This window comes from Sphingomonas sp. GW821-FHT10F11, assembly GCF_058809095.1.
This window is the reverse complement of the sequence record NZ_JBXASH010000015.1, coordinates 1-19,770: the sequence shown is the minus strand read 5'-3', so window position 1 is coordinate 19,770 and position 19,770 is coordinate 1. Positions and strand designations below refer to the sequence as shown.

The window sequence follows — 19,770 nt, the reverse complement described above, 5'->3', positions numbered from 1 at the left end:
CTCAGCGACCGCTATAGGTCAGCGTGCCATCGGCATTGCGGCGCCACTGCTTGAAATAATCCCATTCGAGCTGCGCCGTGCGCGGATCCTGCCCGTGCGACATGTCGGTCACCCAGACGAAGCTGAACAGATTGAGCGGCCTGGGATCGGCGCTCGAATAGGCGCTGATCTGGAAGCGGCCGTCCTTGTAGCGCTTGTCGACGCCCTGCTTGACCAGCTTGGCGCCGGGCACCAGCACTTCATAGGTCAGCGCATTGGGGCTGTTGTAGCTGACGACCTGATCCGGGACCTTGATGTTGTTATAGGCCTTCATCTCGTCGATCGCGCCACGCAGCACGCCTTGCGCCGGAATCCTGGCATCGACCGATCCGGCACTGTCCACATCGCCATAGACGATCATCATCGGGAGGCGGACGTCGCCCTGCGCCTTGAACTCGGCGACACGCGCCTTGACCGGCGGTGCCATCGGCCCGATGCCGTTATTGGGTGAGACTGCGGCGAACAGCATGGGATGGGTGATCCCCATCATGTAGCTGATGCCGCTGCCGAGTGAGAAACCCTGCATATAGACGCGGGTGCGATCGATCCCGTAGCTTCCCGCCAGCTCTCCGATCACGCCCTCGATGAACTTGGCGTCGGGGCCATCGGGATTGGTGAAATCCCAGCGGTTCTGCTGGCCGTTCACATAGACCGTGATGAAGCCCTCCTTCTCGCCGACATCGTGCATCCGGATCTGGCTGGCATAGAGCCATGCCGGAAAGAAGGCGCCATGTGCAGCGATCACCAGCGGGAGCGACTGGCCCTTCTGATAGGTCGAAGGTGTCTTGACGTAATATTGATATGCCTTGCCCTCGACGGTGAGGGTGCGCGCATCGAAGAGGGCGCGCGTCTCGGCCTCGGTCAGCATGGTACCCAGATCGCCGTTCGGGGATGACGTCCAGCGCGCGGTATGCGCGAAGAAATCTTTCCAGATCGCCGATGTCATCGCCTCATTATATGTGGCGACTTCGCCGAGTCGCGTGGTCCGGATCTGCTGAGCGGGATTGGCCGCATTGCGGAATGCGCTCACCGGCAACCCGCCGATGGTCGCGGACTGAGCCGCGGGAGCCACTGCGCTGCTACGCTTCCAATAATCGACGAGCTTCGCTTCGGCCGGAGTCGGCTCCCCGGTGGTGAACAGCCAGGCCGCGACCGGCACGTCCTTTTTCAGCTGCTTCCAGACCGGCGCGGCATTCTTGCCTGCGCGCATATTCTGAAAATAGCCCTGGGCGGGTTCATTGCCTCTGACATAGGCGGCGTCGAACGGCGCGCCGTCCAGGGTCGCGAGCGCGGCGAACACGCCGGGATTGTTGATCACGAATTCCTGGGCGACGGTGGCACCGGCGCCCACGCCCGTAACGAAATGAAACGGGACCCAGGTCTGGGCTCGCGGCGCTCGGCCGCCCGGAGCGCCTTCGCCCGCGGCCGCCGGTTGACCGCCGCGACCGCCCTCGGGCCGTGGCGCGCCGGCAGGCGGGCCGCCTTCAGCGGCCGCCCCGGTGCCCTCGCCGCGCGGTGCGCCACCAGGGGCGCCACCCGCGCCGCGGCCGGCAGGAGCACCAACTGTCAGGTGCCCGATCGCGTGGTCGTAAACCGCCTTCACATAGGCATCTTCGCCGCCGCTGTTCTGCGCCCAGCCTTCGCCCTCGGGCTGAAGGAACACGACCACGAAATTCTGTTCGTCGGCCAGCTTGCGCCAGCCCGATTGTCGGTCGAACGCCTCCGCGCTCTGGCCGTTGTCGGGCAGCACATAGACCACGAAGTTGTAGCCATCGCGGCGGTAATTGGCCGGGACATGGTAGAGATAGGAACGGTCACGTCCATTGACGCTGACCATGTTGCGCAGGAACGGCGCGGCTTCCGTCGCGACCGCCTGGGTCGGCATGCCGATAAAGAGAGGAGTAGCGAGCGCCAGCCCGAGGGCCGCGGTCATGCTCATGCGCGCGAGGCTGGCCTTGCGCGATCGGCGCACTTGAAGGCTCGTGAAGATAGACACCGGCTTCTCCTTGATACGATCGTTGATGTCCGAAAGGCCGTCAGGGCCGATCGCAGGATGGGTTTCCGCCGTCGGTATCGGCGGTGCAGAAATATTTGTTGGAACGCGTGGTGGCGGTCCATTTGAAGCCGGTCTTGCTCTTCTGGACTTCAGCGACCGTCACGCTTTCCCAGGCCAGATTGCCGATGGCGAGGCTGGTCGCGCGCTGCAGCAATTCGGTCTGGTCGGGAGTGTGGGGCCTGAAGAACATGCGGCGGTCGCTGGTGACCGGGCCGGTCGCCTGTGGGACAAGGAGCAGCGCGGAGAGCATCGCCGTGCCGAGAGGAAGGAATGCCATTCGAGTGACTCCTGGGATATTTCGTGGATGCGGCTATTCGGCCGGTGCGGGCCGGCCCGCACCCGGGGCGGGACGATCGCGATCATTCTCCTCGCGGTCATATTCGACCGGTTCCCAGTCGGGACGGCGATGCCAGATCTTCTCGGTCGTCCAGGGTTTGGTGAGCGCCTTGGGATCTTCGACGGTGACCTCGGTCACGAGCGTCTTGTAATCGCGCAGATACCAGCGCTCGGTGATGCGGAGCGCATCGCTGTGCGGCCCGTTGCCCGGCAAGCGGGTGTCCTCGCGGATGCAGCAGGTATCGACGTGCAACTCGCCATTGACCCATTTGCCCACCGAATGGCCGTTCGAACTCGGCAGCGTGTCCTCGGTATGGACCCGGCCATCGGTATAGATACGCCGGTAATTCTCCTTGTTCTCCGACATGATGGTCATCTGCATGCGGCTGACCTGGATCTCCATCGGGAACAGCATGCTCAGGAAACCCGGCATCGAGTTGAACGCCGAGCCGCGCCGTCCGGGAGGGCCGTCCTTGGCCAGCGCCTTGTATTCGTCGTTGTAGGGCGGTTCCTGGGGCTGGCCGACCGGGATCCGGTTGTCCCAGACATTGTCCTGGTCGCGTTCCCACAGGCCGTCCCAGTCGGGCAGGCTGGCAAGATCGGGGACCTCGGGCGCGCCGTTTGGATAGGTGGCGGTCTGGGCCGAAGCGGGCGCGGCGATCAGCGCCCCTGCCGCAACGGAGAGACCCAGGAGCGCGCCGCTCAATGCGCGCGCATGATTACGTGGTTTCAAGACTTCCTCCCTTCACTGCTACGGGCGGCACCGCCGCCCGCACGCGTCCGTTTTCGTGTCAGTTGGGCGTGATGCCCGAACTGATCGTCTTGCCATTGGCGAAGGTCGCAGTGAGGAAGGCGCCGCCCTTCTTGCCGTTCGTGAGCGGGTACATGACGACCGTGATCTTATCGCCGGCCTTGAAGGTCGTGCGGCCCCATCCGCGGCGGATCAGCGTGTTCACGCTCGCGCCCTCGATGCTGTACTCGACCTCGCGGCCGTTCTCGACGACGTTGAGCTGCAGCCAGCTATGCGGGTTGGTGAACTGCCACTGCTTGACCGTGCCCGAGATCGTCACTTTGCGGTTCTTGTCGAAGCCCGCGAACGAGTGATGTGCAAACGCCGGCACAGCGATCGTCGTCGCGACGGTCGCTGTGCCGGCCATCATCATCAGGCCGGCGACTGCCGCGCCGAGGCTCGGGCCCTTTCCCATGCTCTTCATTGATCTCTCCATCATTGCGCGAACGGCTTGCCTGAGTCATTCGCAGTAATAGGTCTATTATCCCTACGTGCAGACATAGACTTGCAAAAGTTATTTATTATTTCTATCCCGGATATCGAAGGTTATCTGAAAGAATAGTTTCGATAAACTTTGAAACACTTTGACACAATTCAGGGAGATGGCGATGGCTGATCACTGCAATCGACGATCTCGACGCTCGATGTTTCGCGAGCCGGCAATTCATGCTAGGATTGCACGACAACAATGCATCCAGGGCGAATGGCTCGTGGGGGAGAGGTATGACAACGCACGGCCTTCGAAAGGCTGACGCGCCGGAAGGTAGCGTCGCACAGGTGCATCAGCAGACGTTGCTGGTGGTCGATGACGACACGGACATCTCGACGCTCGTCGCCGAGCAGCTGCGTCAGGCCGGCTATGCCGTGGTGACCGCATGCGACGGGCCGACCATGCGCGCAGCGCTTGCCGCCCATGAGGTGGATCTCATCATCCTCGACCTGAACCTGCCGGGCGAAGACGGCCTTTCGCTGTGCCGCGAAACCCGCACCAAACGAAACACGCCGATCATCATGCTCACGGCGCGGGGCGAGTCCATCGATCGGGTCATCGGACTGGAAGTCGGAGCCGACGATTATATCGCAAAGCCGTTCGATCCACGCGAGCTTACCGCACGTGTCCGAAGCGTCATCCGGCGGGCCTACAACCCGATGAAGGCGCCCGAGCCGCCACCGGCGAAGCGCGCGACGTTCCGCGACTGGACGCTCGATTTCGAGAGCCGGCGGCTGTTCAAGGCCGATGGCCGGGTCGTCATGCTGTCGGGCAGCGAGTACAGCCTTTTGAAGTTCCTGCTCGAGAATGCGAACGAGGTCCTCACCCGCGAGCATATCCTGACGCTCGCCACCGATCATGACGGGGATGAACAAGGTGCTCATGCGGCACAACGTATCGCTGATCTGCAAATCAGCCGCTTGCGCCAGAAGCTCAACGACAATGCCCGCGCGTCCGACCTCATCATGACCGTGCGCGGACAAGGCTATGTGCTGGCAGCCGCCGTCACCTTCGAATGAGGCTGCCGCACTTCTTCACGACGATGGCGGGGCGCCTGTTCGTGTTCCTGCTGATCGGGGTCGTCGGATCGGCGGCGCTCGCGCTGGCGCTCGCCGACCGGCAACGACAGTCCGATCTATACCGCATCCGGTTCGAGCGCCTCGTCGATCGCATGAGTGATTTCCTTTCGGTTGCCGACACGGCGTCGGAGCCGTTGCGCGCGGAACTCCTCGCCAATGGCGTCACCGGAATCCGGCGTGCGACGGGAAATGAACGCATCGAGCAGCGCGACACCGGTCTGACCAGGGGTCTTGCGGTGCGGTGGAAAAAGCCGGTGCGCGCGGAGCGGGCGATCCGGAGTTCCTGTTTCGCGCCGTCGTCGCTGGGTGGGGCAGGGGACCGCTTCGATTGCTGGGTGGTAACGGCACGTTTGTCGGACGGGGGCCTGATCAGGCTCCAGCTGCGCGGCCATGTGCAGGCCGACCGGCTGGCGCTCAATCCCGTCGTGGTACTTGTCCTGGCCGCCCTGATGGCGACGCTCGCCTTCATCGCGGCGCGTATGGCGGCGGCTCCCCTTGGCAATCTCGCGCGCGCGGCGACCGCGCTCGGCGGGGACCTCGACCGTCTGCCTCTTCCGGAACGCGGTCCCCGTGAAGTGCGCGACGCGGCGCGCGCCTTCAACACGATGCAGACCCGGCTGCGAAGCTATGTCGTGGAGCGGACCCAGCTGCTTGCCTCGATCACCCATGATCTCCAGACGCCGATGACCCGATTGAGGCTGCGCCTGGAAAAAGTCAGCGATTCAGCGCTGCGCAGCCGCCTGATCGATGATCTCGGCACGATGCAGGCGCTCATCCGCGAGGGTCTCGACTATGCCCGCAGCAACCAGACGACCGAGCCCTTTGCCAGCCTGGCGATCGATCAGCTGCTGGATCTGGTGGTCGAGGATGCTTCCGAAGGCGGGGCCCTGGTGCACTTCATCGCGCGGAGCGGCTGCGACATCGAGGCACGTCCGCGCGCACTGCAGCGCTGCCTCGCCAACCTGATCGACAATGCGATCAAATATGGCGGGTCGGCCGACGTCTCGGCTGACCATGTGGACAATTCGGTCGTCATCCATATTCGGGACCGCGGTCCCGGCATTCCCGAAGATAAACTCGATCATGTCTTCGAGCCCTTTGTTCGGCTCGAGACTCCGCCCTCGCTGCCGGGCGACGGCATCGGGCTCGGCCTGGCGATCGCCAGGACCCTGGCCGAGAAGAACGGTGCGACACTGATCCTGCGCAATCATCCCGAGGGCGGGCTCGAGGCCGTGCTGACCCTTTACCGCGGCATCGTCCCGCATCCCGCAGGCCAGGACGCGCCGTTCGTCATGCGCGAGATGAGCTAGGCGGCTTCGCCCGTCACGATCGATCCGTCGCGTACATGCACCGGCCAGGTGGTGAGCCGCGCGCCGTTGCAGGGCCCGCCGATGCATTTGCCGGTTTCGATCTCGAACAATGCGGAATGCCAGCCGCACACCACGAGATCGCCGGCGGGGCTCAGATAATCGTCGAGCGTCCGGGCGAGCGGCAGGCCCATGTGCGGGCAGCGATCGACATAGCCGAACACCGCATCATCCCGCCGCACGACGAATCCGTGGAAGCGGCCTGCCCGGAGCTGAACGACGAAGTTGCGGGCGGTATCCGGCGGGATCAGGTCGATGGGGCCGAGGGTGACGCCGGCCGGCGTCGCATAGACCCGCGTGTCGGCGCTCACCATGCGTCCACGGCCGGATCGAGTGTCGCCGGCAGGATCACGGCACGGCAACCGCCGAAGCCGATCGGCACATAGCCATCAGCCCGGGCATGGGCTGACAGCAGGATCTCGTCGCCATCCTCGGCGAAGCGGCGCAGTTCGCCGTTGGGCAGTGCGATCGGTTCGGCTCCTCCCCGGGTAAGTTCGAGCAGGCTTCCGAAACCCTCCTTGCCCGGCCCCGAGATCGTTCCGGTACCGAGCAGGTCGCCGGGATTGAGATTGCACCCGTTCGAGGCGTGGTGGGTGACGATCTGGGCGACCGTCCAATACATGTTCGACGCCGGCCCCCGGCTCAGCCGATGGGGGGCGAGGCCCTTGGCGCGCATCTTTTCCGTCAGCAGGAACACCTCCAGCTCCAGCGCGAGCGCGCCAGCCCCCTGGTCGGCCTGATCCCAGAGATAGGGCAGGGGGCGTGGGTCGCCCTCCGACCGGGGCGGTTGCGCGATCCGGAATGGCGCCAGTGCCTCGGCGGTGACCACCCAGGGCGAGATCGTGGTCTGGAAATTCTTGGCCAGGAACGGGCCGAGCGGCTGATATTCCCAGGCCTGGAAGTCGCGCGCCGACCAGTCGTTCAGCAGGCAGAAGCCCGCGATATGCTCGGCGGCCGACCCGATCGGGATGGTGGTGCCGAGCGCATTGCCCTCGCCGATCCAGACGCCCAGCTCGAGTTCATAGTCGATCCGCTGCGACGGTCCGAAGCTTGGTTCTGGTGAATCGGGCGTCTTGTACTGGCCGCTTGGCCGGACGACCGGCACGCCCGACGGACGGACCGATGAGGCCCGACCATGATAGCCGATCGGTACGTGCTTGTAGTTGGGCAGGAGCGGATTGTCGGGCCGGAACAGGGTGCCGACATTGGTCGCGTGGTGGATGCCGACATAGAAATCGGTATAGTCGCCGATCGCCGCGGGCAGGTGAAGCGCGCAGTCCGTCGCGCGGTGGAGCGCCGGCTCCACCACATCGCGGTAGCGGTCGTCGGACAGCAGCAACGACACCTGCCGGCGAAGGGCGACTCGTTTGACGCCGGGCAGCCCGAACAGCGCGTTGAGCGTCTTCCCGCTCAACGCGGGCGTGATGCCCGGCGACAACAAGGCCGAAATCGCGCCCAGGTCGAGGATGCTCTCGCCGATCGCGATCCCCGGGCGCGGTTCGCCGCCAGGCGGTGAGAAGATGCCGAACGGAAGGTTCTGGATGGGGAATTCGGCATGGCCATTGGCATCCGCGACCCAGCTCGCCCGCTCCGGACGATGGGTCTCGTCGATTGTCGAAAGCGTCATGCGTCGTCTCCGGTCGAAACCTGCGCCTTGTGGAATCCAGTCCAGCAATCGTCATAGTCGAGCTGCGCGATCGGCGCGTCGGTCGCAAAACGGGTGGGGCGCAGCACCAGCCGGCTTTCGAACATGAAGGCCATGGTGTTCTCGAGCCTGTGCGGCGTGAGCTCTGCCGCTACCGCGCCCTCATAGCTGGCCTGGTCGGGGCCATGCCCGGCCATCTGGTTGTGCAGGGACGCGCCGCCAGGCGCGAAGCCGCCCGCCTTCGCATCATAGGCACCGGTGACCAGCCCCATGAACTCGCTCATGACGTTGCGGTGGAACCATGGTGGACGGAAGGTGCCTTCCGCGACCATCCAGCGCGGCGGAAAGATCACGAAGTCGCAATTCGCCGTGCCGGGGGTGTCGGTCGGGCTGGTCAGCACGGTGAAGATCGACGGGTCGGGATGGTCGTAGCTCACTGTGTTGATCGTGTTGAAGCGGCGCAGGTCATACCGGCAGGGCGCGAGGTTGCCGTGCCAGGCGACCACGTCGAAGGGGGAGTGATCGAGCGTCGTAGTCCAGAGGCCGCCCTGGAATTTCTGGACGATCTCTACCGGTTCGTCGCTGTCCTCGAACCAGGCGACGGGGGTTTCGAAGTCGCGGGGATTGGCGAGGCCGTTGGAACCGATCGGCCCCAGGTCGGGCAGCCTGAACAGGGCGCCGTAATTCTCGCAGACATAGCCCCTTGCGGCGCCGTCCGTCAGCTCCACCCGGAAGCGCAGGCCGCGCGGGATGATCGCGATCTGCTGCGGTTCGACCGTCAGCACGCCCAGCTCGGTCACCAGCCGGAGCGTGCCCTGCTGAGGGACGATCAGCAGCTCGCCATCGGCATTGTAAAAGGCCCGCCCGGCCATGGAGAGGTTGCAGGCATAGAGGTGGACGCCGAGCCCGACACCCGCCGCGACATCGCCATTGCCGCCATAGGTGACGAGGCCGTCGACGAAGTCGGTCGGCTCGTCCGGCAGCGGGAGCGGATCCCAGCGCAACCGGTTGGGCGACGGCGGGACTTCGCCGAACGGGCCGGACCGAAGCAGGGTCGGCCGTTCAAAAGGCCGATAGGCCGGATGATTGGCGGTCGGGCGCAGGCGATAGAGCCAGCTGCGCCGGTTCTCAGCCCGCGGCGCCGTGAAGGCGGTGCCCGATAGCTGTTCGGCGTAGAGCCCATAGGGCACATGCTGCGGTGAATTGCGCCCCACCGGCAGCGCGCCGGCGACGGCCTCGGTCGAGAAATGGTTGGCAAAGCCGGGCATCGTCGCTGTCTCGCGGTCGATGGCCGCGGCGGCGCCCGAAACGGACCTATGGGCGGTCATGTTTTTCCCCTGCCAGCTCATCAAGCGTCGACGGTGACCGCGCCGCGGCAGATCTGGTCGAGGCCGAGCGGATTGGCCGGGACGTTCATGCGAATCTCCAATATAGTATCAATTGAAACTACATATGCCGGTTGTGAAACTGGTGTCAAATGATACCATCTGCCATGGCCAAGCCCTTGCTGCTGCTCGACAGCTTTCTCCCCTATCGACTCTCCTTCACCTCGAATCGCGTCAGCGACGTCATCGCCGGTGCCTATGAAACGCTCTTCGCCCTGCGGATTCCGGACTGGCGATTGATCGCCGTCACTGCCGAGAATCCGGACGGCATCACGCAGCAGGAGATCGGCCTGAAGACGCGGATGGACAAGGTGACGGTCAGCCGGGCGGCGGTCGGGCTCATCGAACGCGGACTGCTCACGAGGCAGCCGATCAGCGGCGATCGCCGGTCACACCTGCTTCATCTTACCGTCGCAGGCAGGGAGCTCTATGGAACCGTCGTGCCCAAGGCGCTCGACCTCGAGAGACGCATGTTCAGCGAATTCCCGCGGGAGGATATCGTCCGGTTCGAGTCGATGCTCCGGCGCATCGATCAAATCGTGTCGGATCTCGAGGTTGAAGGCATGACGGAGAGCTGACGTCTGCTCCTTCACCCCGGCACCTGCCTGGGGTCGAGCGCCCCGGGAGCGGGTAACGCGGATAGAGTGGTGGCGATCTGTGCGGCGGTATCGACGATATAATCGCGGACGGCGGCAACCGCGGTCGATTCATGCCCCGCTCTTTCATAGAGCGACAGGTGCCGCGCGATTTCCGGGTCGATCAGCCTGCGCTGCACAAGGCCGAAGGACCGGGCGAGCGGCGCGACATAATCGGGAGAGAACGTCGCGCCGAGACCGGCCGCTGCCATCCCCAGCGATGTCGAGATATGATCGACGATCTGCACCCGTCTGGGCACGCAGGCGGGATCGCGCTCTGTCAGTTGCGGCCAGATGCTCTCCTCATGATCGCGCCCCGCGGCGAACAACTCGATATCGGCCAGGTCGCGCCATCCGAGGGACTTCGACATTGCCAGTGCGTGGTCCGGTCTGCACCACAGCACCCAAGGCGTCGGGAACAGCCGGGTCTGGACGATCGCGGCCGGCACCTCCCGGTCAGGTCCGATTGCGAGATCGGCTTCACCGATCGCGACACGATCGGCCAGCCAGACGACCGGGGTGTCGATCACCCTGATGGTGAAACGCGGGTCTTCCAGCCGCATCGCGATCAGCCGGGGAAGCAGGGTCGATGCGACCACGAGGGGCGCGGCCACACGAACGACGGCCACCGCGCTGTCGCGGATGTCGTCCGCTGCGGCTGCGGCGCGCCCGATCTGGCGCTGGACGGCGAGTGCGGCGGGAAGAAACCTGCGCCCTTCAGGCGTCAGCGCTGTCTTGCGGGTCGTCCGGTCGAACAGGGCAAATCCCACCGATCCTTCCAGCTCGGCGATGAGATTGCTGACGGCGGACGGGGTAAGGTGGATGCGCCCCGCCGCCTGCCTGAAGCTGTGGAGTTCGGCAGCGGCAACGAACGCCTCGATCTGGCGAGGGGTGAACCGCGTGGTCATGACCTAATTATACAATTTCTATTGATAATAGGCCAGAAGGTTTCGCTAATTTGAATCAACGGGCTTTGCTACGACTGTCCATAGGAGAGGGCAGGATATGCAAGACATCATCATCGGCGGCGGCGCGGTTTCCCCATCGCACTATATCGACGGCGAGCGAGTCGCCTCGGCCGAGCAGTTCGATCTGTTCTCGCCGATCGATCAGCATCCGCTGGGCGCGATCGCCCAGGGCCTGGCAGAGCATGTCGATGCCGCCGTGACGGCGGCCGTACGCGCCTTTCCGGGTTGGGCGGCGCTCGGCGCCGAGGGGCGTCTGCCCTATCTACGCCGCTTCGCCGAAGAGATCGGCAAGCGTGCAGACCTGCTGTGCGAGGCCGAAGCGAACGACGCGGGGGTTCTCCTGTCGCGGATGCGCCACGGCATCGTGCCGCGGGCGATGCTCAACATCACCTTCTTCGCCGAGGCGGCTTTGACGCTGCAGGACCGGACGATCGAGACGGCACAGGCGGCCCATCATGTCCGCCACGATCCGGCCGGCGTGTGCGCGATCATCACGCCGTGGAACGCGCCGCTGATGTTGAGCACCTGGAAGGCCGGCCCGGCGCTTGCCGCGGGGAACAGCATCGTCATCAAGCCGCCCGAATGGGCGCCGCTCACATGCTCGATCCTGGCCGATGCCGCCGATGCGGCCGGCCTGCCGGCGGGCGTGTTCAACGTGGTGCAGGGCAGCGGTGCGGTGACCGGGAACCTGTTGGTGCGCGACCCGCGCATCGCACGGATTTCCTTCACTGGCTCGGTCACGACGGCGCGGAAGATCGCGCAGACGGCCGGCGCGAACCTGGTGCCCTGCAGCCTGGAGCTTGGCGGGAAATCGCCGTTCATCGTGCTCGAGGATGCCGATATCGATGCGGCGGCTGCGACCGGTGCGCTCATGTATCGCAACGCCACCCAGGTGTGCCTCGCCGGAACGCGGTTCCTCGTCCATGAGCGCGTGCGCGACCGCTTCGTCGCGGCGATGCGCGCCATCGTCGAGCAGCTGGTCGTGGGCGATCCGCGCGACGAGGCGACCGAGGTGGGACCGATCATCCACCCGCGCCAGGTCGAGCGGATCACCGGCTATGTCGAACGGGCCAGGCAGGCCGGCGCGACCATCCTGTGGGGCGGCGAGCCGGACCCCTTTGGGGCGCTCTACTACAAGCCGACGATGCTCACTGACGTCGCGCAGGAGTCGGAGATCGTCCAGGAGGAGGTGTTCGGGCCGGTGCTGGTCCTTCAGACCTTCGCTGACGATGCCGATGCCGTGCGCCTCGCCAACGACACCGCCTATGGGCTTGGCGGGGTCTGTTATGGCGAGGAATCGCACGCGAAGGCGGTCGCCGAGCAGGTGCAGACCGGCTTCATCTGGGTCAACAGCTTCGGCATCCGCGATCTCGCGGCGCCCTTTGGCGGCTGCCGTAACAGCGGCATCGGCCGGGAGGGCGGCGACTGGAGCTTCGAATTCTTCAGCAACGTCAAGGACGTGATCGTACCGAAACAGCCGTTCAAGCCAAGCTTCAGCCACCGCTGACCGACAGGAGGATCGACATGGGCAAGATCGTGGGCGCGGCAATCGTGTCACATCATCCTGGGCTGATGCAGGATGACGATTTCCGCGTAGAAATGGGCGCCGGCGCGGATTCGGACCTGATCGCTGGCGCGGCGCGGCTGCGCGAGAAGATCGACGCGGTTAGCCCGGACGTGCTGGTGATCTTCGACACGCACTGGTTCACCACCGGCTATCATCTCTACGACGCCGGCGAGCATTATGCCGGCAACTATATCTCGGACGAGATGCCCTGGTACCTGCACGGCCAGAAATATGATTATCACGGCGCGCCCGAACTGGCCCGGCTGTGCGGACAGATTGCCGAAGAAAAGGGAGTCATGGGGCGCGCCATCGCCGAGCCGACCCTGCCGCGCCACTATGCCACGATCAACGTCGTCAACCTGCTCCGCGCGCGGGAGCGGATCATGACCGTCAGCAACTGCCAGAATTGCGAGAGCGAGAATTTCCTGGAATCGGGCGAGGTCGTGGGGGAGGCGATCCGGCGCAGCGATCTGCGCGTCGTCCTGCTCGCCTCCGGCGCGCTGAGTCACAAGTTCAACGGCATCAACTGGGAGCAGAAGAACCCGCGCATCTACCATCCGGAGAATGTGTCGAGCGCGGCGAATGTCGAAAGCGACCTGGAGGCTGTCGCATTGCTGCGCGAGGGCCGCCACGACGTGATCGTCGAGCGCTTTCCGTCGGTCTATGCCAAAATCCCCTGGGAGGGGCTGGGCGGCCATTATCTGCAGATGATCGGCGCCATGGGCGGTGCAGCGTGCCGCGCCAGGGGCGAGCCCGTGTCGGACTATGAGAATGCGCGCGGCACCGGCAATATCGACATTTGGTTCGATTGCGGGGAGCTGGCGCAATGAGCGTGCTGGACGGGCCGCGCATCGAACGGCGGCGGGTCATCGTCGACGGATCGGCCTGCTGGGGCACGATGGTCGATCCGGTCGCACTGCGGCTCGACGACGGGCGTTCGGTGGATCCGACGGCGCTCGTCCACCTGCCGCCCTGCGCGATTCAGCCGAGCAAGATCATCGCGGTTCATCTGAGCTATGCGTCGCGCGGGGTGGAGACGCGCAACAATCCCAAGCCGACCGAAACGCCGACCTATTTCACCAAGCCCTATACCGCGCTCAACGGCCATAACGGCCAACTCATCAAGCCCGCCGGTATCCGCTACCTCAATTACGAGGGCGAATTCGCGGCGATCATCGGCAAGCTCGCGCGCAACATCACGCCCGACGAGGCCTGGGACCATATCGCCGGCTTCGCGCCGGTGCTCGACATGGGCGCGCAGGATTTCCGCGACACGGACCAGGGATCGATGCTGCGGGTCAAGGGAATGGACGGCTTCTGCCCGATCGGGCCGGGCGTGGTCTCGGGCGTCGACCCGCGCAAGGAAATGTTGCGCACCTACCGCAACGGACTGCTGGTGCAGGAAGCGGCGATCGGCGACGAGATGGTCTGGGGTCCCGACTATATGATCGCCGACATCGCCCGCTATATCACGTTGCTGCCGGGCGACATCGTGTGCACCGGTACCCCGGCCCATTCGCGGTCGCTCGACCCCGGCGACACGATCGAGGTGGAAATCACCAATATCGGGCGACTACGCAACACTGTCGTGGCTGGTCCGCGGCCCCGCGCGGACGGGATCGGCCATCCGCCGATGGATACGCCCGAGGTGCGGCGCGTCGCACTCGGCTTCGACGAACGGGTGCGCGAGGATCTGAAGGCCAATTACCGCGCCGCGTCGAGGGAATGAGCGCCGTGGCGCCGATCGGAGATCTGGCCGGCCGCTTCTCCGGTCGGTTGTTGACCGATCCCGACGACATGGCGCCCTTCCTCGTCGATTGGCGCAACCTGTGGCGCGGTTCGGCGAAGGCGGTGGTCCAGCCCGACGGCACGGAGGATGTCGCCTCGATCGTGCGCTGGTGCGCCGAACACCGCATCGCGATCGTGCCTCAGGGCGGCAACACCGGCATGTCCGGCGGCGCGACGCCGGAGGCGGCGGGGGATGCGATAATCCTCTCGCTTGCGCGGATGAACCGGATCCGCGCCGTCGATCCCCTGGACAATGTCGTCGTCGTCGATGCCGGCTGCATCCTGCAGGCCGTGCAGGAGGCGGCCGACGGCGTCGATCGCCTGTTCCCGCTCAGCCTCGGGGCGGAAGGGTCCTGCACAATCGGCGGCAATCTGGCGACCAATGCCGGCGGGACCGGGGTGCTGCGCTATGGCAATGCCCGCGACCTGTGCATCGGGATCGAGGTCGTCACCGCGCAGGCTGAGGTGTGGGACGGGCTGAGGCGGTTGCGGAAGGACAATAGCGGCTATGACCTGCGCGATCTCTTTATCGGATCGGAAGGTACGCTGGGGATCATCACCGGCGCGGTGATGCGGCTTTTCCCGAAACCGGCGGGCCGTGTCGCGGCCTTTGTCGCCCTGTCATCGGTCGAGTCGGCGCTGGCGCTGTTCGATCGCGCCCGCGCCAAGCTCGATACCGCCCTGACGGCGTGCGAGTTCCTGTCGGAGGAGTGCCTTGCTCTCCTGCTCGACCATCGGCCCGATCTGCGCCGGCCGTTGACGGAGACGGCGCCCTGGTATGTCCTGATCGAACTGAGCGCCCTGGAAGAGGAAGCACATGCTCGCGCGGCACTGGAAGATCTGCTCGCCGCGGCGTTCGAGCGGGGGGACGTGATCGATGCAGCGATCGCCGGGTCGGTCGCACAGAGCCGCGCTTTCTGGGCATTGCGCGAGGGCATCTCGGAGGCGCAGGGCGCGATCGGCAAGACGATCAAGCATGATATCGCAGTGCCGCTGTCCCGCATCCCCGCCTTTCTGACTGAGGCCGACGCGGCGATTGCCGAGCGTTGGCCGGAGATCCGCTTCGTCACCTTCGGCCATCTCGGGGACGGCAACATCCATTATAATTTTTCGCCCCCGCGCGGCGGCGATCAGCAGGCGTTCCTGGCTGAGCAGGAGGCGATCAACCGTGTCACCCATGATATTGTCGCCCGGCACGGCGGGACGCTCTCCGCCGAACACGGTCTCGGCCAGCTGCGCCATCACGAGGCGGCGCGCTACAGGTCGCCTGTCGAAACGGCCCTGATGCGTGTCGTCAAGCAGGCGCTCGACCCGCTGGGCCTGATGAATCCCGGAAAGCTTCTGCCATGAAGGCGGAATCCGACCCTATCGATGCGGGAGGCACGGCATGACGATCGACATTGCGCACATCTGGAACTGGGCTGAACGGCTCGACCAGGCGGAACGCTCCCGCACGCAGATCGGTCATGTCTCGCGGGCCTTGCCCGACATGACCATTGCCGATGCCTATGCGATCCAGAGCGCCTGGGTCGAGACCAAGATCGCGGCCGGCCGCCGCCCCATCGGCCACAAGATCGGGCTGACCAGCCGCGCGATGCAGCGCGCCGCCAATATCACCGAACCGGATTATGGCACGCTGCTCGACGACATGCTGTTCGCCGATGGCGGGGATGTGCCGTTCGATCGGTTCATCGAGCCGAGGGTGGAGGTCGAACTCGCGTTCATTCTCGGCAAGCGGCTGGAGGGCCCCGACGTGACGATCTTCCAGGTCCTCGACGCGATCGATCATGTCGTTCCCGCCCTTGAAGTGATCGACGCGCGCATCGCGCGGAGCGACCCCGAAACGGGCGCACCGCGCAAGGTCCTGGATACGATTGCCGACAATGCCGCGAATGCCGCGATCATCCTCGGCGGACGCCCGATGAAGCCCGACGCCTTCGACATGCGCTGGGCGGCCGCGCTTCTGTATCGCAACGGCGTGATCGAGGAATCCGGCGTCGCCGCTGCCGTGCTCAACCATCCGGCGAACGGTGCGGCGTGGCTGGCCCGCAAGCTCCACGCCTTCGAGGTGTGCCTTGAACCGGGCGAGATCGTCCTGGGCGGCTCCTTTACCGCGCCGGTCGCCATCGCGCGCGGCGATACGTTTCACGCCGAATATGGTCCGCTCGGCAGCATCGCGGTGCGTTTCGCGTGACCGGGGATCCCTTTGCCCTGGCCAATCCGTTCAAGGCGGCACTCCGCGCCGGTCGCCGCCAGATCGGGCTGTGGCAGGCACTCGCCAGTCCAATCACCGCGGAGATCTGCGCCGGCGCCGGCTTCGACTGGCTGTTGTTCGACGGCGAGCACGCGCCCAACACGATTCCGACCCTGCTCGCCCAGCTTCAGGCCGTTGCGCCCTATCCCGTCGCGGCGGTGGCGCGTCCCCCGGTCGGCGACACCCATATCATCAAGCAATATCTCGATATCGGTTTCCAGACATTGTTGATTCCCTTTGTCGAATCCGTCGAACAGGCCCGCGCGCTGGTACGGGCTACGCGCTATCCCCCCGATGGCGTGCGCGGTATCGGCGTCGGGCTGGCGCGGGCGGCGCGATGGAATCGGATACCGTCCTATCTCGACCGCGCCGATGACGAGATCTGCCTGCTGGTTCAGATCGAAAGCGAAGCGGGCCTCGCCGCGCTCGATGCGATCGCCGCGGTGGAGGGAATCGACGGCATCTTTATCGGCCCGGCCGACCTGTCCGCAGCTCTGGGTCATCGCGGACGCCCGGGTGATCCGGAGATGACCGCCGTGATAGAGACGATGATCGAGCGGGTGACCGCCACGGGAAAAGCGGTCGGCACGCTCGCGACCGATCCTGCGGTGGCGCGCCGGCGCCTGGATCTGGGATGCAGCTTCCTGGCGGTGGGCACCGACGTCGCGTTGCTCTCGACCGGCGCATCCGATCTGGCCCGGTCGGCGGGCGCGGATGCGCGGCACGTACCTGCCGTCGGCAATGGATATTGAGAAGGTCGGCCATGAAGATAACGATCGTTGGAGCAGGCGCTATAGGCGGCTGGATAGGCGTGCGCCTGGCGGCTGCGGGCCATGATGTCGGCGTCCTGGCGCGGGGCGCGACGCTCGGCGCGCTACGGGAGGTGCCCTGGCGGCTCGAGGTGGGAGAACAGGCGCTCGAGGCCTGGGTCGAGGCCAGCGACGATGCCGCTGCCCTGGGCGTGCAGGATCTCGTCGTCATCGCGCTGAAGGGGCCGGCGCTGCCCGCGCTGGCGCCGTCGCTCCGGCCGCTGATCGGGCCGGATACGATCGTCCTGCCGGCGATGAACGGCGTTCCCTGGTGGTTCCTGCTGGGCGGCGGCGGCGAGCTGGCGCCGACCGCGTTGCCGTCGGTCGATCCGGACGGGGCGATCGCGGGGGCGATCCCGTTCGCGGCGGTGCTCGGCTGCGTCGTCCACGCATCGGTCTTCGTTCGCGGCCCCGGTGACGTCGTGCACAAGGCGGGCAACCGGTTGATCCTGGGCGAGCCGGACGGGTCGCTCTCGCCGCGGCTCGACCTGGTGGCCGAATTGTTCGCCGGCGCCGGATTCGATGTCGAACGCAGCCCGGCCATCCGGCGCGACATCTGGTACAAACTCTGGGGCAACATGACGATGAACCCCATCTCGGCGATGACGGGGGCGACCTGTGATCGCGTGCTCGACGATCCGCTGGTCAGCGCCTTCGTCCTGCGGGCAATGGCCGAAGCCCAGGCGATCGGCGCGCGTATCGGCTGCGAGATCGCCGAGCGCGGCGAGGACCGTAGCGCGGTCACGCGTCAACTGGGCGCGTTCAAGACCTCGATGTTGCAGGATGCCGAGGCCGGCAGGCCGCTGGAGATCGATCAGCTATTGTCGGCGCCGATCGAGATCGGAGAACTGTTGGAGCTGCGGGCGGAAAATCTGCAGGCTTTGCTAGGTCTTAGCCGTCTATTTGCTCGGGTCCGCGGTCTCTATCCAGCTTGAAAAGGCGGATGCCGCAGGCAGCGGCCATGGCTGTTCCTGGCCGATTATTTTTTGCTGGCTGTTATGTTGGATTTCGCGTCGGGATTTACGGCCGGATTTCAAACGTTTGCAGCCATGCTGGCTGTTATCGAATAACAGCCAGGTAACAGCCAGCTAGCTGGCTGTTCTGCCGGAAAAACAACCAGCGTTGATCGTCCTGCATCTTCAGGCTGAGAAAGAGCGGGGCGTCACCCAGCGAGAGCGCCGTCCGATCCCACCCTGCCATGGTCCACCGTCAGGTTGAATCGACGCGCGATACCCGTTCGCCGAATGCCGATCGCCCTGCTTTTCCGGAGAGCTCGAATGCAACAGAGTTTGAATGAAACAGCAAAGTGATCTTTGCTATATTATGATAATCTAATAAATATATTGTATTCCATCTTTCCCATGTTGAAGATGCTGACACGCGGAGTCAAAATATTGCGTGCAGCACGAGAGCGGGATTGAAAGAAATGTATCGCAAGAAAGCCCGGCTTTCACGCGCAGCTCTGCTCACGATCTTTCTTTCAGGCTGTTCGGGGAGTGAGGAGTCTCGGCAACAGGAGCCGAAGGTCGCTGCTTCGACCATTTCGGCGCCCTTTCACACCTCCCTGCCGACCAAGGAGTTCATGCTCCACGTCATGCAATATTCGGGAGATGGGATCTGGAAACGTCAGGGCTGGGTCAGCAATGAAGGCGGCGAACACTCGCTCTTCCCCAAGAACGACGCCGAATGGGAGGAAGCGGAAAGCGCGAGCCTGACCATGGCCGAGATCACCAATGTGCTGCTGGTCCCGGGCAGGCGGGTGGAAGAACCGGCGTGGGACGGTGCGGTCAAGCGCGTACGGAACGTCGCCCTGGAGGCGGCGGCCGCCGCCGAGAAGCACGATCAGGCCGCCTTTCTCAAGGCGGGAGGCGATCTCGACGTTGCTTGCGACAGCTGTCACGAACGCTACGATCCGGGTTTCGTGAAGCCAGCCGAATAGCGCTGCGGCTCAGCCGCTGGGCGACCCGGGGCGCGGGGCGAGGGAGGCTGCTGCGCACCATCTGCTCCACCCTTTTTCCACTTCGGTTCGGGCTTCAACCGCGCTTGTGACGTGACCGTCGCATCGTGCCAGCCGGTTCATGACGACACCATCGAGCGTGTACCACCATGCGCCGGGCGCGTGGCTCAATGGGCCGATCATCCCGACGCAGAGATCGCCGCTGAATGCCCGTTCGGCATTGTCGAGGCTTTGCTCTCGCTCCCAGCGCAACATCGTTCTTACTCCGCAAGCATCCGGTCACGGTCAGGCGCGCTGGCGACCGAGTCGCCGCGCCGGACCACTTATGTGCGAACTCCGAAATCTGTCCGGGTTGTCAATGCCAAAGGTTAGGGTGGAGTCGCCAAATTCGGCAAGGGGACGCGATGCCGGGAGCAGCCGCTGCGCTCGATCGTTGTCCGGGAACGACCTCTTGCGTTGCGTCTGCAATCGCTTCGACTAGGAAAGGAGCAAGAGGAGATCCGGTTTTACATGAATCCCGATTTCAAGACGCCGTTGCTGGACACGGTGCACACGCCCGCCGATCTGAGGGCCCTTCCTGCGGCGAAGCTTCGGCAGCTTGCCGA

19 protein-coding genes are annotated in these 19,770 nt (G+C 65.0%); 11 read left to right on the top strand and 8 right to left on the bottom strand.

The genetic code is table 11. The features are described 5' to 3' along the window. Position 1: 1 nt before the first annotated feature. Genes AC1RT8_RS24215 through AC1RT8_RS24200 form a run of 4 tightly spaced genes read right to left on the bottom strand, consistent with a single transcriptional unit; the run spans position 2 to position 3,645 of the window. Positions 2 to 2,035 (bottom strand): hypothetical protein, encoded by a 2,034-nt coding sequence (locus AC1RT8_RS24215; protein ID WP_493079072.1) that lies wholly within the window; start codon positions 2,033 to 2,035, stop codon positions 2 to 4. Between the two features lie 40 nt (positions 2,036 to 2,075). Then, a complete protein-coding gene (locus AC1RT8_RS24210) occupies positions 2,076 to 2,372 on the bottom strand; it encodes a hypothetical protein (RefSeq protein WP_493079070.1) in 297 nt (98 codons plus the stop codon). Positions 2,373 to 2,405: 33 nt separating this feature from the next. Next, complete coding sequence (locus AC1RT8_RS24205; protein WP_493079069.1) at positions 2,406 to 3,164, bottom strand: hypothetical protein; 759 nt, start codon at positions 3,162 to 3,164, stop codon at positions 2,406 to 2,408. 58 nt (positions 3,165 to 3,222) lie between these two features. After that, positions 3,223 to 3,645: a DUF6152 family protein gene (locus AC1RT8_RS24200; RefSeq protein ID WP_493079068.1), complete on the bottom strand. Its 423-nt coding sequence runs from the start codon at positions 3,643 to 3,645 to the stop codon at positions 3,223 to 3,225. Between the two features lie 251 nt (positions 3,646 to 3,896). Here AC1RT8_RS24200 and AC1RT8_RS24195 point away from each other — a divergent pair, with 251 nt between their 5' ends. Beyond that, positions 3,897 to 4,730 carry a response regulator gene (locus AC1RT8_RS24195; RefSeq protein ID WP_493079067.1) on the top strand — a complete coding sequence of 278 codons (834 nt, stop codon included), beginning with the start codon at positions 3,897 to 3,899 and terminating at the stop codon, positions 4,728 to 4,730. Then, positions 4,727 to 6,100 carry an ATP-binding protein gene (locus AC1RT8_RS24190; protein WP_493079066.1) on the top strand — a complete coding sequence of 458 codons (1,374 nt, stop codon included), beginning with the start codon at positions 4,727 to 4,729 and terminating at the stop codon, positions 6,098 to 6,100. Before AC1RT8_RS24195 ends, AC1RT8_RS24190 begins: the two co-directional genes overlap by 4 nt. Here the strand turns inward: AC1RT8_RS24190 and AC1RT8_RS24185 are convergent. From AC1RT8_RS24185 to hmgA, 3 genes are read right to left on the bottom strand one after another with little or no spacing between them, the layout of a single operon-like run. Continuing rightward, a complete protein-coding gene (locus tag AC1RT8_RS24185; RefSeq protein WP_493079065.1) occupies positions 6,097 to 6,471 on the bottom strand; it encodes a Rieske (2Fe-2S) protein in 375 nt (124 codons plus the stop codon). The genes AC1RT8_RS24190 and AC1RT8_RS24185 overlap by 4 nt on opposite strands. After that, complete coding sequence (fahA, locus tag AC1RT8_RS24180) at positions 6,465 to 7,784, bottom strand: fumarylacetoacetase (RefSeq protein WP_493079064.1); 1,320 nt, start codon at positions 7,782 to 7,784, stop codon at positions 6,465 to 6,467. The genes AC1RT8_RS24185 and fahA overlap by 7 nt, the downstream gene beginning before the upstream one ends. Continuing rightward, on the bottom strand, positions 7,781 to 9,070 hold the full coding sequence (hmgA, locus tag AC1RT8_RS24175) for a homogentisate 1,2-dioxygenase (protein WP_493079142.1): 1,290 nt from the start codon (positions 9,068 to 9,070) through the stop codon (positions 7,781 to 7,783). The genes fahA and hmgA overlap by 4 nt, the downstream gene beginning before the upstream one ends. A gap of 209 nt (positions 9,071 to 9,279) precedes the next feature. Between hmgA and AC1RT8_RS24170 the strand changes: the two genes are divergently transcribed. Beyond that, entirely contained in the window at positions 9,280 to 9,765 is a 486-nt protein-coding gene (locus AC1RT8_RS24170; RefSeq protein WP_493079063.1) for a MarR family winged helix-turn-helix transcriptional regulator, read from the top strand. A gap of 11 nt (positions 9,766 to 9,776) precedes the next feature. Here AC1RT8_RS24170 and AC1RT8_RS24165 read toward each other — a convergent pair whose 3' ends face one another. Continuing rightward, positions 9,777 to 10,730 (bottom strand): LysR family transcriptional regulator, encoded by a 954-nt coding sequence (locus tag AC1RT8_RS24165; protein WP_493079062.1) that lies wholly within the window; start codon positions 10,728 to 10,730, stop codon positions 9,777 to 9,779. A gap of 97 nt (positions 10,731 to 10,827) precedes the next feature. On the opposite strand from AC1RT8_RS24165, the gene AC1RT8_RS24160 reads away from it, so the two are divergent. From AC1RT8_RS24160 to AC1RT8_RS24125, 8 genes are all read left to right on the top strand, one after another. Further along, the gene (locus tag AC1RT8_RS24160; RefSeq protein WP_493079060.1) at positions 10,828 to 12,297 is read left to right on the top strand and encodes an aldehyde dehydrogenase family protein; all 1,470 of its coding nucleotides are present in this window, start codon (positions 10,828 to 10,830) and stop codon (positions 12,295 to 12,297) included. A gap of 17 nt (positions 12,298 to 12,314) precedes the next feature. Next, a complete protein-coding gene (locus AC1RT8_RS24155) occupies positions 12,315 to 13,187 on the top strand; it encodes a DODA-type extradiol aromatic ring-opening family dioxygenase (protein ID WP_493079059.1) in 873 nt (290 codons plus the stop codon). After that, complete coding sequence (locus AC1RT8_RS24150) at positions 13,184 to 14,086, top strand: fumarylacetoacetate hydrolase family protein (protein ID WP_493079058.1); 903 nt, start codon at positions 13,184 to 13,186, stop codon at positions 14,084 to 14,086. The genes AC1RT8_RS24155 and AC1RT8_RS24150 overlap by 4 nt, the downstream gene beginning before the upstream one ends. 5 nt (positions 14,087 to 14,091) lie before the next feature. After that, entirely contained in the window at positions 14,092 to 15,495 is a 1,404-nt protein-coding gene (locus tag AC1RT8_RS24145) for an FAD-binding oxidoreductase (RefSeq protein ID WP_493079056.1), read from the top strand. A gap of 37 nt (positions 15,496 to 15,532) precedes the next feature. Next, positions 15,533 to 16,339, top strand: a complete 807-nt coding sequence (gene hpaH, locus AC1RT8_RS24140) for a 2-oxo-hept-4-ene-1,7-dioate hydratase (protein ID WP_493079054.1) — start codon at positions 15,533 to 15,535, stop codon at positions 16,337 to 16,339. Beyond that, the gene (locus tag AC1RT8_RS24135; protein ID WP_493079052.1) at positions 16,336 to 17,151 is read left to right on the top strand and encodes an aldolase/citrate lyase family protein; all 816 of its coding nucleotides are present in this window, start codon (positions 16,336 to 16,338) and stop codon (positions 17,149 to 17,151) included. The genes hpaH and AC1RT8_RS24135 overlap by 4 nt, the downstream gene beginning before the upstream one ends. Beyond that, the gene (locus AC1RT8_RS24130) at positions 17,034 to 18,143 is read left to right on the top strand and encodes a 2-dehydropantoate 2-reductase (RefSeq protein ID WP_493079050.1); all 1,110 of its coding nucleotides are present in this window, start codon (positions 17,034 to 17,036) and stop codon (positions 18,141 to 18,143) included. Before AC1RT8_RS24135 ends, AC1RT8_RS24130 begins: the two co-directional genes overlap by 118 nt. 491 nt (positions 18,144 to 18,634) lie before the next feature. Continuing rightward, the gene (locus AC1RT8_RS24125; RefSeq protein ID WP_493079048.1) at positions 18,635 to 19,147 is read left to right on the top strand and encodes a hypothetical protein; all 513 of its coding nucleotides are present in this window, start codon (positions 18,635 to 18,637) and stop codon (positions 19,145 to 19,147) included. Positions 19,148 to 19,770 lie beyond the last annotated feature (623 nt).

Coding starts and splice junctions, on each gene's coding strand:
- AC1RT8_RS24200 (WP_493079068.1), bottom strand. CDS start 3,645: ATGAAGAGCATGGGAAAGGGCCCGAGCCTCGGCGCGGCAGTCGCCGGC.
- AC1RT8_RS24165 (WP_493079062.1), bottom strand. CDS start 10,730: ATGACCACGCGGTTCACCCCTCGCCAGATCGAGGCGTTCGTTGCCGCT.
- AC1RT8_RS24170 (WP_493079063.1), top strand. CDS start 9,280: ATGATACCATCTGCCATGGCCAAGCCCTTGCTGCTGCTCGACAGCTTT.
- AC1RT8_RS24130 (WP_493079050.1), top strand. CDS start 17,034: ATGCAGCTTCCTGGCGGTGGGCACCGACGTCGCGTTGCTCTCGACCGG.
- AC1RT8_RS24160 (WP_493079060.1), top strand. CDS start 10,828: ATGCAAGACATCATCATCGGCGGCGGCGCGGTTTCCCCATCGCACTAT.
- AC1RT8_RS24155 (WP_493079059.1), top strand. CDS start 12,315: ATGGGCAAGATCGTGGGCGCGGCAATCGTGTCACATCATCCTGGGCTG.
- hpaH (WP_493079054.1), top strand. CDS start 15,533: ATGACGATCGACATTGCGCACATCTGGAACTGGGCTGAACGGCTCGAC.
- AC1RT8_RS24125 (WP_493079048.1), top strand. CDS start 18,635: ATGTATCGCAAGAAAGCCCGGCTTTCACGCGCAGCTCTGCTCACGATC.
- AC1RT8_RS24185 (WP_493079065.1), bottom strand. CDS start 6,471: ATGGTGAGCGCCGACACGCGGGTCTATGCGACGCCGGCCGGCGTCACC.
- AC1RT8_RS24150 (WP_493079058.1), top strand. CDS start 13,184: ATGAGCGTGCTGGACGGGCCGCGCATCGAACGGCGGCGGGTCATCGTC.
- AC1RT8_RS24210 (WP_493079070.1), bottom strand. CDS start 2,372: ATGGCATTCCTTCCTCTCGGCACGGCGATGCTCTCCGCGCTGCTCCTT.
- fahA (WP_493079064.1), bottom strand. CDS start 7,784: ATGACGCTTTCGACAATCGACGAGACCCATCGTCCGGAGCGGGCGAGC.
- AC1RT8_RS24190 (WP_493079066.1), top strand. CDS start 4,727: ATGAGGCTGCCGCACTTCTTCACGACGATGGCGGGGCGCCTGTTCGTG.
- hmgA (WP_493079142.1), bottom strand. CDS start 9,070: ATGCCCGGCTTTGCCAACCATTTCTCGACCGAGGCCGTCGCCGGCGCG.